Raw genomic sequence first — 12691 nt, 5'->3', positions numbered from 1 at the left:
ACGGCCGCCCGCGCCCGACCGCCCCGCGCCCGAGCCCGACCTCCGTGCGGCAGCGCCCGGCCGCCCGTGGTCCCCGTCCGTCCTCCCGCGCCCCCGGTACCCGCGCACCGAGACAGGCATCCCGCATTCCGGACGCCGCGTCCGAATCCTGGCGCGGCGGCGTAGGCTCGATACCGGTCACAACTCTCCGAAGGAGCGAGCGACGATGCCCGAACTGAGGTCCCGCACAGTCACCCACGGCCGCAACATGGCGGGCGCACGCGCCCTTATGCGCGCCTCCGGTGTACCGGGCGCGGACATCGGACGGAAGCCGATCATCGCGGTCGCCAACTCCTTCACGGAGTTCGTGCCGGGCCACACGCACCTGCAGCCGGTCGGCCGGATCGTCAGCGAGGCCATCACGGCCGCCGGGGGCATCGCGCGCGAGTTCAACACCATCGCGGTCGACGACGGCATCGCGATGGGCCACGGCGGCATGCTGTACTCGCTGCCCTCCCGCGACCTGATCGCGGACTCGGTCGAGTACATGGTGGAGGCCCACTGCGCCGACGCCCTGATCTGCATCTCGAACTGCGACAAGATCACGCCCGGCATGCTGATGGCGGCCCTGCGCCTGAACATCCCGACGGTCTTCGTCTCCGGCGGCCCGATGGAGTCCGGCCGCGCCACCCTGGTCGACGGCACGGTCCGCACGCTCGACCTGGTCGACGCTATCTCCGACGCGGTGAACGACAAGATCTCGGACGAGGACATCCTCCGTATCGAGGAGAACGCCTGTCCGACCTGCGGTTCCTGTTCCGGCATGTTCACCGCCAACTCGATGAACTGCCTGACCGAGGCGATCGGCCTCTCCCTCCCCGGCAACGGCTCGGTGCTGGCGACCCACACGGCCCGCAAGGGCCTGTACGAGGACGCGGCCCGCACCGTGGTCGACATCACGCGCCGCTACTACGACGAGGACGACGAGTCGGTCCTGCCGCGCAACATCGCCACGCACGCGGCCTTCGAGAACGCCATGGCCCTCGACATCGCCATGGGCGGCTCCACCAACACGATCCTGCACCTGCTGGCCGCCGCCCAGGAGGCGGGCGTCCCCTTCGGTCTCGACGAGATCAACGAGGTCTCGCGCCGGGTGCCGTGCCTCGCCAAGGTCGCCCCGAACGTCGCGAAGGACCGCACGTACTACATGGAGGACGTGCACCGGGCCGGTGGCATCCCCGCCCTCCTCGGCGAGCTGCACCGTGCGGGCCTGCTCAACGAGGACGTCCACTCCGTCCACAGCCCGTCCCTCTCGGACTGGCTGAAGACGTGGGACGTGCGCGCGGGCTCCCCGTCCCCCGAGGCGGTCGAGCTGTGGTACGCGGCCCCCGGCGGCGTCCGCTCCTCCGAGGCCTTCTCGCAGTCCGAGCGCTGGGCGGCGCTCGACGAGGACGCCGAGGGCGGCTGCATCCGCTCGGCCGAGCACGCCTACTCCAAGGACGGCGGCCTCGCGGTCCTCAAGGGCAACCTGGCGATGGACGGCTGCGTCGTGAAGACGGCGGGCGTCGACGAGTCCATCTGGACCTTCGAGGGCCCCGCGGTGGTCTGCGAGTCGCAGGAGGAGGCCGTCGACAAGATCCTCAAGAAGGAGATCACCCACGGCGACGTCGTGGTCATCCGCTACGAGGGCCCCAAGGGCGGCCCGGGTATGCAGGAGATGCTCTACCCGACCTCCTTCCTCAAGGGCCGCGGCCTCGGCAAGACCTGTGCCCTGATCACCGACGGCCGCTTCTCCGGCGGGACCTCGGGCCTGTCGATCGGCCACGCCTCCCCGGAGGCGGCCTCGGGCGGCACCATCGCGCTGGTCCGGGACGGCGACCGTATCCGCATCGACATCCCGGGCCGGTCGATCGAGCTCCTGGTCGCCGACGAGGAGCTGGCCGCCCGCCGCTCCGCGCTGAACGGCGTCTACGCCCCCGCGAACCGCGAACGCAAGGTCTCGGCCGCCCTCCGCGCGTACGCCGCGATGGCCACGAGCGCGGACAAGGGCGCGGTGCGCGACGTCTCCAAGCTGGGCTGACCCACCACGGCACACCGGGCCGGTCCGAGCCCGACCCACCGCGGCACGATCGAGGGGCCGCCCCCCCACCGGGGGCGGCCCCTCGATCGTGCCGCGGGCCTGCCCAGCCCCGGTACGTCTCTTCACCAGGCCGCCGGATCGTTCCCCGCCACCGCGAACACGGTTCCGTCCGGCGCACCCGTGTAGACACGGCCGTCGGCGATCAGGGGGACGGGCAGCGAGCCCGCGACCCGGTCGGACGCGGCTCCCGGCCGAGCCCGGGTCTGGCCGACGAGCTTCCCGCGGGCGGCGTCCACGGCGAGGAGCCGTCCGTCCGGGGTGGTGATGTACACATGCCTGGCGTCGATGGCCGGTACGGAGCCCTGGCTCACCGAGGTCTCCAGGCGCCAGCGCTGCACCCCGGCGTCCACGTCGACGGCGACAAGCGCACCGAGGGTGCTCATCAGGTAGACGGTGCCGGCGCGGACGCCGGCCTGGGTCTGCGGCAGTGACAGGCCGATCTTCACCCGGCGCGACGTCTTGTCCACCGGGTCGTAGCGGACCAGGGCTTCGGTTTCGGTGTCCTTCGTGACGGACGTGAAGTAGACGGCGCCCCGCCAGGTACCGACTGCATCCAACGTGCCGGTCATACGGGTGCTCCACCGCACGTTCCCGGTCTTCGGATCCACCGCGGTCACTCGCGTACGCGTTCCGTTGTCCGTCGTGCTCGTCGCGTAGGCGAGTCCGTCCCCTGCGAAGGAGGCGATGTTCGGTGCGGTCTGCCCCGGCAGGCTCCGGCTCCAGCGCTTCTCACCGGTGGCCCCGTCCAACCCGGTGAACGTCCCGTCGGCCCCGGTGAGGAGCACCATGCCGCCGACGTGCTGCCATCGATCGTACGTCGAGAGGTCCATCGTCCAGCGCACCGTGCCGGATGCCGGATCGAGGGCTTCCAGGAGCTGTCCGGACCGGGTCACCACGTGTACGAGTCCGCCCGACACGACGGGTTCCCCGTCCGGGAGACTCCTGTCGGGTGAGGCATGACGCCACAACACTTTCCCGTCCACCGGGTCGAGAGCGTACGTGAGCCCCCGCTGGGCGCAGAACAACTTGCCGCGGCCGTAGCCGCATCCCGGCATCCCTGAGGCATGGCCCGCCGGGCTCGTGCTCCATCCGGTGAAAGCCGGGGATGCGGAGCTCTGCTGACGGTCCGTAGGGACACCGGTGCCGTCGTCGTGTCCGAGCAGCTGCGTCGTGCCCAGTGTCCCGCCCGAGAGGAGCGCGAGAGCACCCAAAGTGAGGGCCATGCGCTTGAACGTCCTCCTCCCGGGGCCCTGCGTGCGGGGAGGCGCGGGTTCCTCGGCCGCGGCGGCGTCGGAGGCACCGGCAGAGGAGGCGGAGCGCTGCGCCGGAATGAACGTCTGGGTGTCGTACGAGGCTGCCACCGAGCGTAGTTCCCGCATCAGTTCGTCCGGTGTCGGACGATCCTCGGGTTCCTTGGCGAGGCAGCGGGTGACGAGTGGTGCGAGATTTTCCGGTACGTCGGTCAGATCCGGTTCGTCGTGCACGACTTGGTAAGCGACGACATAGGGGCTGTCGGAGTCGAAGGGGCCGCGGCCGGTCGCCGCGTGCACCATCACCGAACCCAGGGCGAAGATGTCCGCGGCAGGCCCGACGTCGCGCGGGCGCCGGAACTGCTCGGGTGCCATGAAGGGTGGCGTTCCGATCAGCTTGCCCGTCTCGGTGCGCAGTTCACTGTCGGAGGGGCGCGAGATACCGAAGTCGATGACCTTGGGACCGTCTTTGGCGAGCAGGACGTTGCTGGGCTTCAGATCCCGGTGTACGACGCCTACTCGATGGATGTCGCGCAGAGCCTCGGCCAGTCCGGCCATGAGCCGACGCAACTGGGATGCGGACAGCGGGCCGTTCTGTTTCACCTGCTCCGCGAGGGTCGGGCCCGGTATGAACAGGGTCGCCATCCAGGGCCGTCCGGCCTCCGGGTCCGCATCGACCACGGGCGCCGTGAACGCCCCGCTCACCCGGCGCGCGGCAGCGACCTCCTGTCGAAATCGCCCTCTGAACTCAGGGTTCTGAGCGAACTCGGCGTGCACAACCTTGACGGCGAGCCGCAGCCCCGAGGCGCTGCGGGCCAGATGGACCACGCCCATGCCGCCGGACCCGAGACGCTCCTGAAGGCGGTACTGCCCTGAATATTCGGGAAGGCCCGCTTCCGGATCCACTCCGGTGTTCCGTTGTGGCGCCATGGACCCACCCCCGTGCTGTTCGTCCGCGCGCGCGACGCACGGAGCCTAGTCGATTCTTCGTACGAACCCGAGGCGGCTTGCTAGCCTCCGCGTGCGACAGGCGCACACATGTGCTTCTCCTGATCGCACCTGATGCACCTGTCTCCATCTGATTCATCTCATTCGACGGGGGAGGCCTTCATGGCTGTTGAGCGCATGGAAAGCACGGACAGCGTCGCCAGTACGGAAAACCGGAACGGGGAAACGGCGACGGCGACCGCCGACACCGACGTCGCCCGACTGGTTACTTACCCGATCGCACCTGGCTCGGTGCTGAACGTCCGCAGCGGCCCGGGCACCGGCTACCGCATCGTGCGGGTCCTGTCCGAGGGCTCACGTGTACCGATCTTCTGTCAGACCCCCGGCCAGTCCGTGAGCGGCCCGTACGGCACCACCAGCATCTGGGACAACATCGCCAACGGCGAGTACGTCTCGGACGCGTACGTGAAGACCGGCAGCGACGGCTACATCGCGCCGCGCTGTTCCTGAGCAGAAAGGGACGAACAAGGCAATGAAGACTCTGACACGCAGGAGAGCCATGCTGGCCGGAGGGCTCGCCGCCACCTTCACGCTGGTGATGGGAGGTGTGGCGGACGCGGAGTCCCTGAGCACTGCGACGCTCAAGACGTATCCGATCGCACCGGGCACCAGCGTGAACGTCCGCAGCGGCCCGGGCACGCACTATCCCATCGTCCGCACCCTGCCGGCGGGCTCGTCCGTACCGATCTACTGCCAGTGCCCGGGCGAGACCGTCAGCGGGTACTACGGGACGTCGAACATCTGGGACAACATCGCCAACGGCCAGTTCGTCTCCGACGCCTACGTGAAGACGGGCAGCGACGGCTACGTCGCGGCACCCTGCGCCTGACCGGAATCCCGGCCGGGAAGCGGCAGCGGTTCGGGCGAGGCCGGGTCCCGCGGTGACCGGAGCGATAATCGACGTGTGAGCGATACGACCGAGAACGGCACCGGTACCCCCGCGGGACCCCAGCCCGAACCCCTGCGCTTCTTCGGGACGACCTGGGTGAAGCACGACGGCGGCTACCCGGCCCGCCGTGCCGGTGTGGCGGTCGGCTCGCTCGTCGCCGCGGTGGCCGCCTGCTTCGTGCTGCGCTTCGCCTACCAGGGCCTGACGATCGCGGACGTCGGCCGGCCGGTGACGATCCTGGTGGTCGTCATGTTCGCGGTGTGCAGCGCGCTCGCCTTCCGCCACACCTGGGACGCCTTCTCCAAGCGCCCCGACCCCGACCGACAGGCCTCCCTCCGGGGCCTGCTGGCCATCGGCTTCGTCGGCACCCTCCTCGCGTACTCCGTCCGCTCCCTCAGCGAGGCCCCGGGCGAGAAACTGCACCGGGAGGAGTACGAGGCGGCCCGCGCGCGTTACGACCGGCGGTCCGGCGGCCGCACCCGCAACCCGTCGAGGAAGCGCCGGTCCCCAGGGTCCTGACGGCACCCCCGCCCGGCACCGGAAGCCCCCGTTCCGCAGTGTTGGCGACAGGGCCGAAAACCCGTGTGCCCCCACAGCGACACGCGCCACCATGAACACATGACCCCCTCCTCCCACCCCGACGCCGACTCCCATCCCGACGCAGATCCCACCCCCGACGTCGATCCCGACACGGCATTCCGGATCCGCGCCCGCGCCACCCGCGCCCACTCCTTCAACACCGCCGCGGCCCAGTACGCCGCCAACCGCCCCTCGTACCCGCCCGCCCTCTTCGACACGGTCGAAGAGCTCGCCGGCCGCCCCCTCACCGGCGCACGGGTGGTCGACGTGGGGGCCGGCACCGGTATCGCCACCAGGCTGCTGCGCGCGAGGGGCGCGCACGTCCTCGCCGTGGAGCCCGGCGCGGGCATGGCCGCCGAGTTCCGCCGCGCCGTCCCCGGCACCCCGATCGTCCGGGGCGACGGCAACGCCCTCCCGCTCGGGGACGCCCGCGCCGACTTCCTGACCTACGCCCAGTCCTGGCACTGGACCGACCCCGCCCGCTCCGTGCCGGAGGCGCTCCGGGTCCTGCGCCCCGGCGGCGCCCTCGCGCTCTGGTGGAACACGGACGCCCTCGACGTTCCCTGGATCGCGGCGCAGGCCCGCCGTATCGAGCGGTACTTCGGGGACGAGCAGGCCAGCAAGCGGGGCACCGGCAGCAAGGAGGGCGTGGCCGGCACCCGTGTCGAGCTCGCCTTCGAGGGCGCTCCGCGCGTCCCGGACCACGCCCACCGCGTCGTGCGCTGGAGCCGCCGCGTCCCCGTCGACACCCACCTCGCCAACGTCACCAGCCACTCGATCTTCCTTGTCCTCGGCGAGGAGGGCACGGGGGCCTTTCTCGCCGAGGAGCGGGCGCACCTGCTGGAGGCGTTCCCGGACGGGCTGGTCGAGGAGGTCTACGACGTGCTGGTGATCGTGGCGACGCGTTCGTGATCCCGCGCGGCGGCCCACCGCTCCAGGGCCGCCGCGCACGCGTGATCCACGTGCCGCAGGCCGCCCAGCTCCAGCCGTACGTCACGGTCGTGCGGCAGCGCCTCCAGGGCGTCCAGCAGCTTCGGCAGCCGCAGGAACGTCGCGTTCCCCATCACCCGTACGACCATCCCCGCGTCCCCGCGGTCCTCGGTCTCCACGTGCACATGACTGATGTCCCACGCGGTCTTGGCCACGGCGAGCGCCAGCCCGATCAGCACCCCCTCGAAGAGGTTCCCGGCCACGATCGCCACCGCGGTCACCCCCAGCACCACGACCTCGCCCCGGTGCCCGCGCCACAGCGTCCGCACCTCCCGCACCGGCACCAGCTTGCAGCCCGCGTGCACCAGCAGCCCCGCCAGCGCCGCCACCGGAATGATCCCCAGGACCCCGGGCACCACCGCGGTGAAGAGCAGCAGCCAGACGCCGTGCAGCACCCGGGAGGCCTTCGTCCGCGCCCCCGCCCGCACGTTCGCCGCGCTCCGCACGATCACCGCGGTCATCGGCAGCGCCCCGAGCACCCCGCACACCGCGTTCCCCGCGCCCTGCGCGATGAGTTCGCGGTCGTAGTCGGTCCGCGGCCCCCGGTGCAGCCGGTCCACGGCCGCCGCGCTGAACAGCGACTCGGCCGAAGCGATCAGCGCGAAGGCCAGCACCGTCCCCAGCACGCCCACTTCCGTGAGCCGTCCGAGCTCCGCCAGGGACGGCGGCTGCACGGAGTCCAGCAGCCCGTGCACCGTCACCCGCCGTACGGGCAGGTCCAACAGGCCGGTCGCCGCCGACGCGAGCGCGACCGCCACCAGCGGCGCGGGCACCACCCGCGCCCCGCGCCGCCACCGCGGCCACAGCAGGAGCACGGCCACGGTGGCGCCGCCGACCGCGAGCGCCCCCGGATCGGCCGCCCCGGGCAGCGAGGGCAGCCCGGCGATCTTGCCGAGCCCGCTCGCGGGCGCGGCGGTGTCGCCCAGCGCGTACACCTGGCCCGCGATCAGGACGAGCCCGATCCCGGCGAGCATCCCCTGCACCACGGCCACGGACACGGCCCGGAACCACCGCCCGAGCCGTAACGCGCCGAGCACGAGCTGCACCAGCCCGGCCCCGAGCACCAGCACGCCGAGGGCCGGCAGTCCGTACGTCTGCACCGCCTCGTACACCAGCACGGTCAGCCCGGCCGCCGGCCCGCTGACCTGCAGGCTGCTGCCGGGCAGCAGCCCGGCGACCAGCCCGCCGACGATCCCGGTCACCAGGCCCAGTTCGGCCGGCACACCGGAGGCTATGGCGACCCCCACACACAGGGGCAGCGCGACGAGGAACACCACGAGGGACGCGTACAGATCGGCTTTGCGCATCACAACAGCACCTCCGGTCGAGAGCGGCAGACGCGTGGGCTGCCGCGCCGGGGGAGGGCACGGCGACGTACGGGCGCGGCCCAGCGGCCGGTGGGCATATGACCACGCACTGAAATCCATTGTCGGTAACGGGAGTTGATCGCGCAGCCCCTCCCTGTGACCGGCGCGTGAACGTGGAAGCGCACCACCCGCACCACACGCCGGAACGCCCTCTTCCGATCACGCCCCCGCGCGCCTGCGCCGTCGAACGCGACCGGGCTTGACGGCCGTGCCCCGTGAGCGCAATATTCATCACGTGATGAATATTGCGCGGCACGCGCCCTCCCCGGACGACCCCCCGGACCCCTCTGCCTCTCCTCTCCCCTCCGCCCCTTCCACCGCCGCCCACGCCCCGCACGACCCCCAGCCGGCCGTGCGCGCCGAGGGCCTCACCGTCGTACGGGGCTCCCGCACCGTCCTGCGCGGCCTCGACTTCTCCGTACCGCGCGGCCAGATCACCGGACTCCTCGGCCCCTCCGGCTGCGGCAAGTCCACGCTCATGCGGTCCACCGTCGGCACCCAGGCCCACGTGACCGGCACCCTCGAAGTCCTCGGCCGTCCGGCGGGCGACGCGGCCCTCCGCTCCCGCATCGGCTACGTCACCCAGGCCCCCTCCGTCTACGACGACCTGACCGTCCGCCAGAACCTCGACTACTTCGCCGCGATCCTCGACCCCGGACGCGCGGCCGCCGACCGCCGCGACCACCACGTCACCCGCGCCATCTCCGACGTCGACCTCACCTCCCACGCCGGCTCCCTCGCGGGGGACCTCTCCGGCGGCCAGCGCAACCGCGTCTCCCTCGCGGTCGCCCTGCTCGGCACCCCGGAACTCCTCGTCCTCGACGAACCCACCGTCGGCCTCGACCCGGTCCTGCGCCGCGACCTGTGGACCCTCTTCGACGCCATCGCCGCCGACCGGGGCGCCACCCTGCTCGTCTCCTCCCACGTCATGGACGAGGCCGAGCGCTGCCACCGGCTCCTGCTGATGCGCGACGGCGAGATCCTCGCCGACGACACCCCCGACGCCCTGCGCGAGTGCACGGGCTCCGAGACCGTCGAGGCCGCCTTCCTCCACCTGGTCGACGAGGCGAACGCGACCGCGGACAGGCCCCGCAAGGAGACCCTCCGATGACCACCGGCACCAGCACCGACACCGGCACCAGCGCCGGCGACGGCACCGCCCCGGCCCCGAGCCGGAGCACGACAGGGGACCCGCGGCCGAGCGCCCTCGGCCTTTCCCGCACGACGGCCACCGCGGCACGCGTCCTGCGCCAGCTCCGCCACGACCCGCGCACCATCGCGCTGATGATCCTCGTCCCGTGCCTGATGCTCGTCCTGCTCCGCTACGTCTTCGACGGCAGCCCGCGCACCTTCGACTCCATCGGCGCCTCGCTCCTCGGCATCTTCCCGCTGATCACGATGTTCCTGGTCACCTCCATCGCGACCCTGCGCGAACGCACCTCCGGCACGCTGGAACGCCTCCTCGCCATGCCGCTCGGCAAGGGCGACCTGATCGCCGGCTACGCCCTCGCGTTCGGTGCCCTGGCCGTCGTCCAGTCGGCCCTCGCCACCGGTCTCGCGGTCTGGTTCCTCGGCCTCGACGTCACCGGCTCCCCGTGGCTCCTGCTCCTCGTCGCGCTGCTCGACGCGCTCCTCGGCACGGCCCTCGGCCTCTTCGTCTCGGCCTTCGCGGCCTCCGAGTTCCAGGCGGTCCAGTTCATGCCGGCGGTGATCTTCCCCCAGCTGCTCCTGTGCGGCCTCTTCGCACCCCGCTCCAGCATGCAGCCGGCCCTGGAGGCGGTCTCCGACGTGCTCCCCATGTCCTACGCCGTCGACGGGATGAACGAGGTCCTCAGGCATACGGACATGACGGCCGGCTTCGTCCGCGACGTCCTGATCGTGGCGGGCTGCGCCCTCCTGGTCCTCTTCCTCGGCGCCGCCACCCTGAAGCGCCGCACGCGCTGACCGGCCGGGTCCGTCCGCCCAGCGGACGGACCGCCCCGCCCGACCGCCCGGGTGCGAGGATGACCCCAGGACGACGCACCCCTGGAGGGCACCCGCACCATGAGCCAGAAAGTCGCAGTCCTCGGTACCGGAAAGATCGGCGAAGCCCTGCTGAGCGGAGTGATCCGATCCGGCTGGGACCCCGCCGACCTCCTCGTGACGGCCCGCCGCCCCGAGCGCGCCAGGGAGCTCCAGGAGCGCCACGGAGTCACGGCCGTCACCAACGCCGAGGCCGCCAAGAACGCCGACATCCTGATCCTCACGGTCAAGCCGCAGGACATGGGCACCCTCCTCGACGAACTCGCCCCCCACCTCCCCGCCGACCGCCTGATCATCAGCGGCGCGGCCGGCATCCCCACCTCGTTCTTCGAGGAGCGGCTGACCGCGGGCACCCCGGTGGTGCGGGTCATGACGAACACCCCCGCCCTCGTCGACGAGGCCATGTCCGTCATCTCCGCCGGCAGCCACGCCACCGAGGAGCACCTCACCCACACCGAGGAGATCTTCGGCGCCGTCGGCAAGACGCTCCGGGTCCCCGAGTCCCAGCAGGACGCGTGCACGGCCCTCTCCGGCTCGGGCCCCGCGTACTTCTTCTACCTGGTCGAGGCCATGACGGACGCCGGCATCCTGCTCGGGCTGCCCCGCGACAAGGCCCACGACCTGATCGTCCAGTCCGCTATCGGCGCCGCCGTGATGCTCCGCGACAGCGGGGAGCACCCCGTGCGGCTCCGCGAGAACGTGACGTCCCCCGCGGGCACCACGATCAACGCGATCCGCGAACTGGAGAACCACGGAGTCCGCGCGGCCCTCATCGCCGCGCTGGAGGCCGCCCGCGACCGCAGCCGCGAGCTGGCCTCCGGCAACGGCTAGCGACACGGCGGCACGAGCGGCGAAGGGGCCGGGCACACCCGCCCGGCCCCGCCGGTTCAGCCCGCCGGCAGCAGCCCGACCGCCCGGTACGCCGAGTCCACCCGGGGTCTGGCCATCTCCCTGGCCCTGGCGGCGCCGTCCCGCAGGACACCCTCCACGTAACCGGGGTCGACGCACAGCCGCCGGTGCCGTTCCCGCAGCGGCCGCAGGAGTTCCACCACGGCCTCGGCGGTGTCCTTCTTCAGGGCTCCGTACGACTGATACGCACCGCTCAGGGTCTCCGGGTCCGTGCCCTCGCAGGCGGCGAGGATCTCCAGCAGGTTGGAGACCCCCGGCCGCTCCCGCGGATCGTGGACGACGTCCTGCCCGCTGTCCGTCACCGCACGCATGATCTTCTTCCGCGTGACGTCCGGCTCGTCGAGCAGATAGACGACGCCCGGCCCCGCGTCGTCGCTCTTGCCCATCTTCGACGTCGGGTCCTGGAGGTTCATGACCCGCGCGGCGACCTCGGGGCGGGTGGCCCGGGGCACCGCGAACGTGTGCCCGTAGCGCTGGTTGAACCGCACGGCGAGATCCCGGGTCAGTTCCACATGCTGTGTCTGGTCGTCCCCGACCGGCACCTCGTCGGTCCCGTACGCCAGGATGTCCGCCGCCATCAGCACGGGATAGGTCAGCAGCGACAGCCGTACGCTCCCACCCCGCTCCCGTTCCCGCGCGGCCTTCTCCTTGTACTGGATCATCCGCCGCATCTCCCCGTCGGTGGCGACGCACTCCAGCAGGTACGACAGCCGGGCGTGCTCGTCGACATGGCTCTGCACGAAGACGGTGCACAGCTGTGGATCGAGCCCCGCGGCCAGCAGCAGGGTCGCCGCCTGCCTGCTGAGCCGGCGCACCCGTCCCGGATCGTGGTCCACGGTCAGCGCGTGCAGATCGACGATGCAGAACAGGGCGTCGGCCCGGTGCTGATCGACGTCGGCCCAGCGGCGTACGGCCCCCAGGTAGTTCCCCAGCGTCAGATGCCCGGTCGGCTTGACCCCGCTGAAGATCCGCTTCATCTCTCCACACCCTCTGGTCGAGGCCGCCGCGCCCGCCGGCCGGCCCCCAGGAGGGAGAAACAGAAACGGCCGCCGGGGCGGCGGCCGTTGGGTACATACGTGAGCACGGCCGCCGTCAGGCGGCCCACCACTGCTGGGTGCACGTATGTGTCGTCATGGCCCCGAGGGTACGCGCCCGAGGGGCGTCCGGGGCGGAGTTGACACACCCCTGCCGCGTACGTAGTGTTCTCCGAGTTGTCCGACGTGAGCGCCGACTCCGGTCGGTCCCCGGACAACCATTCCGCAACAAGCCTCCAGCGAACGGCGACTCGTCGTCGTTTCGTTTCCGTGCGCGTTTGCGAAATGAGGAATCCGCGTTCGAAAGGACGCCCTCGATTAGCTCGGAGGGCAGGAATCCGCTAAAGTCTCACTCGTCGGAACGGCCCAACGGCCGCGAAGACAACCCCCGCTGACCGGGAATCAGGCCCGAAAGGATCTGATAGAGTCGGACTCGCCGGAAAGGGAAACGCGAGAGCGGGAACCTGGAAAGCGCCGAGGAAATCGGATACGGAAACGGTCTGATAGAGTCGGAAACGCAAGAC

11 protein-coding genes are annotated in these 12691 nt (G+C 71.5%); 8 read left to right on the top strand and 3 right to left on the bottom strand.

The genetic code is table 11. The features are described from left to right. Nucleotides 1-205 precede the first annotated feature (205 nt). The gene (gene ilvD / locus OG776_RS19625) at nucleotides 206-2059 is read left to right on the top strand and encodes a dihydroxy-acid dehydratase (protein ID WP_329321904.1); all 1854 of its coding nucleotides are present in this window, start codon (nucleotides 206-208) and stop codon (nucleotides 2057-2059) included. A 122-nt stretch (nucleotides 2060-2181) separates the two neighbouring features. On the opposite strand, the gene OG776_RS19620 is transcribed toward ilvD, so the two are convergent. Beyond that, nucleotides 2182-4299, bottom strand: a complete 2118-nt coding sequence (locus tag OG776_RS19620) for a serine/threonine-protein kinase (protein ID WP_329321902.1) — start codon at nucleotides 4297-4299, stop codon at nucleotides 2182-2184. A gap of 180 nt (nucleotides 4300-4479) precedes the next feature. Between OG776_RS19620 and OG776_RS19615 the strand changes: the two genes are divergently transcribed. From OG776_RS19615 to OG776_RS19600, 4 genes are all read left to right on the top strand, one after another. Continuing rightward, entirely contained in the window at nucleotides 4480-4827 is a 348-nt protein-coding gene (locus OG776_RS19615) for an SH3 domain-containing protein (protein ID WP_329321900.1), read from the top strand. Between the two features lie 88 nt (nucleotides 4828-4915). Continuing rightward, nucleotides 4916-5206, top strand: a complete 291-nt coding sequence (locus OG776_RS19610) for an SH3 domain-containing protein (protein WP_329323733.1) — start codon at nucleotides 4916-4918, stop codon at nucleotides 5204-5206. A 75-nt stretch (nucleotides 5207-5281) separates the two neighbouring features. Then, on the top strand, nucleotides 5282-5785 hold the full coding sequence (locus OG776_RS19605; protein WP_148012268.1) for an EamA/RhaT family transporter: 504 nt from the start codon (nucleotides 5282-5284) through the stop codon (nucleotides 5783-5785). Between the two features lie 99 nt (nucleotides 5786-5884). Continuing rightward, nucleotides 5885-6757, top strand: a complete 873-nt coding sequence (locus tag OG776_RS19600) for a class I SAM-dependent methyltransferase (RefSeq protein WP_329321897.1) — start codon at nucleotides 5885-5887, stop codon at nucleotides 6755-6757. Here the strand turns inward: OG776_RS19600 and OG776_RS19595 are convergent. Further along, entirely contained in the window at nucleotides 6721-8142 is a 1422-nt protein-coding gene (locus tag OG776_RS19595) for a SulP family inorganic anion transporter (protein ID WP_148015004.1), read from the bottom strand. The two genes, OG776_RS19600 and OG776_RS19595, sit on opposite strands and share 37 nt — an antisense overlap. A 298-nt stretch (nucleotides 8143-8440) precedes the next feature. Here OG776_RS19595 and OG776_RS19590 point away from each other — a divergent pair, with 298 nt between their 5' ends. The 3 genes from OG776_RS19590 (at nucleotide 8441) to proC (ending at nucleotide 11055) form a co-directional block, all read left to right on the top strand. Then, nucleotides 8441-9313, top strand: a complete 873-nt coding sequence (locus tag OG776_RS19590; RefSeq protein WP_329321894.1) for an ABC transporter ATP-binding protein — start codon at nucleotides 8441-8443, stop codon at nucleotides 9311-9313. Continuing rightward, on the top strand, nucleotides 9310-10146 hold the full coding sequence (locus OG776_RS19585) for an ABC transporter permease (protein ID WP_329321892.1): 837 nt from the start codon (nucleotides 9310-9312) through the stop codon (nucleotides 10144-10146). The genes OG776_RS19590 and OG776_RS19585 overlap by 4 nt, the downstream gene beginning before the upstream one ends. Before the next feature lie 99 nt (nucleotides 10147-10245). Beyond that, nucleotides 10246-11055 carry a pyrroline-5-carboxylate reductase gene (gene proC, locus OG776_RS19580; RefSeq protein WP_329321890.1) on the top strand — a complete coding sequence of 270 codons (810 nt, stop codon included), beginning with the start codon at nucleotides 10246-10248 and terminating at the stop codon, nucleotides 11053-11055. A 56-nt stretch (nucleotides 11056-11111) separates the two neighbouring features. Here proC and trpS read toward each other — a convergent pair whose 3' ends face one another. Further along, on the bottom strand, nucleotides 11112-12110 hold the full coding sequence (gene trpS, locus OG776_RS19575; protein ID WP_148012265.1) for a tryptophan--tRNA ligase: 999 nt from the start codon (nucleotides 12108-12110) through the stop codon (nucleotides 11112-11114). Nucleotides 12111-12691 lie beyond the last annotated feature (581 nt).

The sequence above is a fragment of the Streptomyces sp. NBC_01689 genome (assembly GCF_036250675.1).
Classification (GTDB): Bacteria; Actinomycetota; Actinomycetes; order Streptomycetales; family Streptomycetaceae; genus Streptomyces.
Note: the sequence above shows the minus strand (reverse complement) of the source record. Positions and strands in the feature narration are given on the sequence as shown.

What these genes read in the sequence shown, in the direction of transcription:
- ilvD (WP_329321904.1), top strand. Translation starts at nt 206, where the DNA reads ATGCCCGAACTGAGGTCCCGCACAGTCACCCACGGCCGCAACATGGCG.
- OG776_RS19620 (WP_329321902.1), bottom strand. Translation starts at nt 4,299, where the DNA reads ATGGCGCCACAACGGAACACCGGAGTGGATCCGGAAGCGGGCCTTCCC.
- OG776_RS19615 (WP_329321900.1), top strand. Translation starts at nt 4,480, where the DNA reads ATGGCTGTTGAGCGCATGGAAAGCACGGACAGCGTCGCCAGTACGGAA.
- OG776_RS19610 (WP_329323733.1), top strand. Translation starts at nt 4,916, where the DNA reads ATGGGAGGTGTGGCGGACGCGGAGTCCCTGAGCACTGCGACGCTCAAG.
- OG776_RS19600 (WP_329321897.1), top strand. Translation starts at nt 5,885, where the DNA reads ATGACCCCCTCCTCCCACCCCGACGCCGACTCCCATCCCGACGCAGAT.
- OG776_RS19595 (WP_148015004.1), bottom strand. Translation starts at nt 8,142, where the DNA reads ATGCGCAAAGCCGATCTGTACGCGTCCCTCGTGGTGTTCCTCGTCGCG.
- OG776_RS19590 (WP_329321894.1), top strand. Translation starts at nt 8,441, where the DNA reads ATGAATATTGCGCGGCACGCGCCCTCCCCGGACGACCCCCCGGACCCC.
- OG776_RS19585 (WP_329321892.1), top strand. Translation starts at nt 9,310, where the DNA reads ATGACCACCGGCACCAGCACCGACACCGGCACCAGCGCCGGCGACGGC.
- proC (WP_329321890.1), top strand. Translation starts at nt 10,246, where the DNA reads ATGAGCCAGAAAGTCGCAGTCCTCGGTACCGGAAAGATCGGCGAAGCC.
- trpS (WP_148012265.1), bottom strand. Translation starts at nt 12,110, where the DNA reads ATGAAGCGGATCTTCAGCGGGGTCAAGCCGACCGGGCATCTGACGCTG.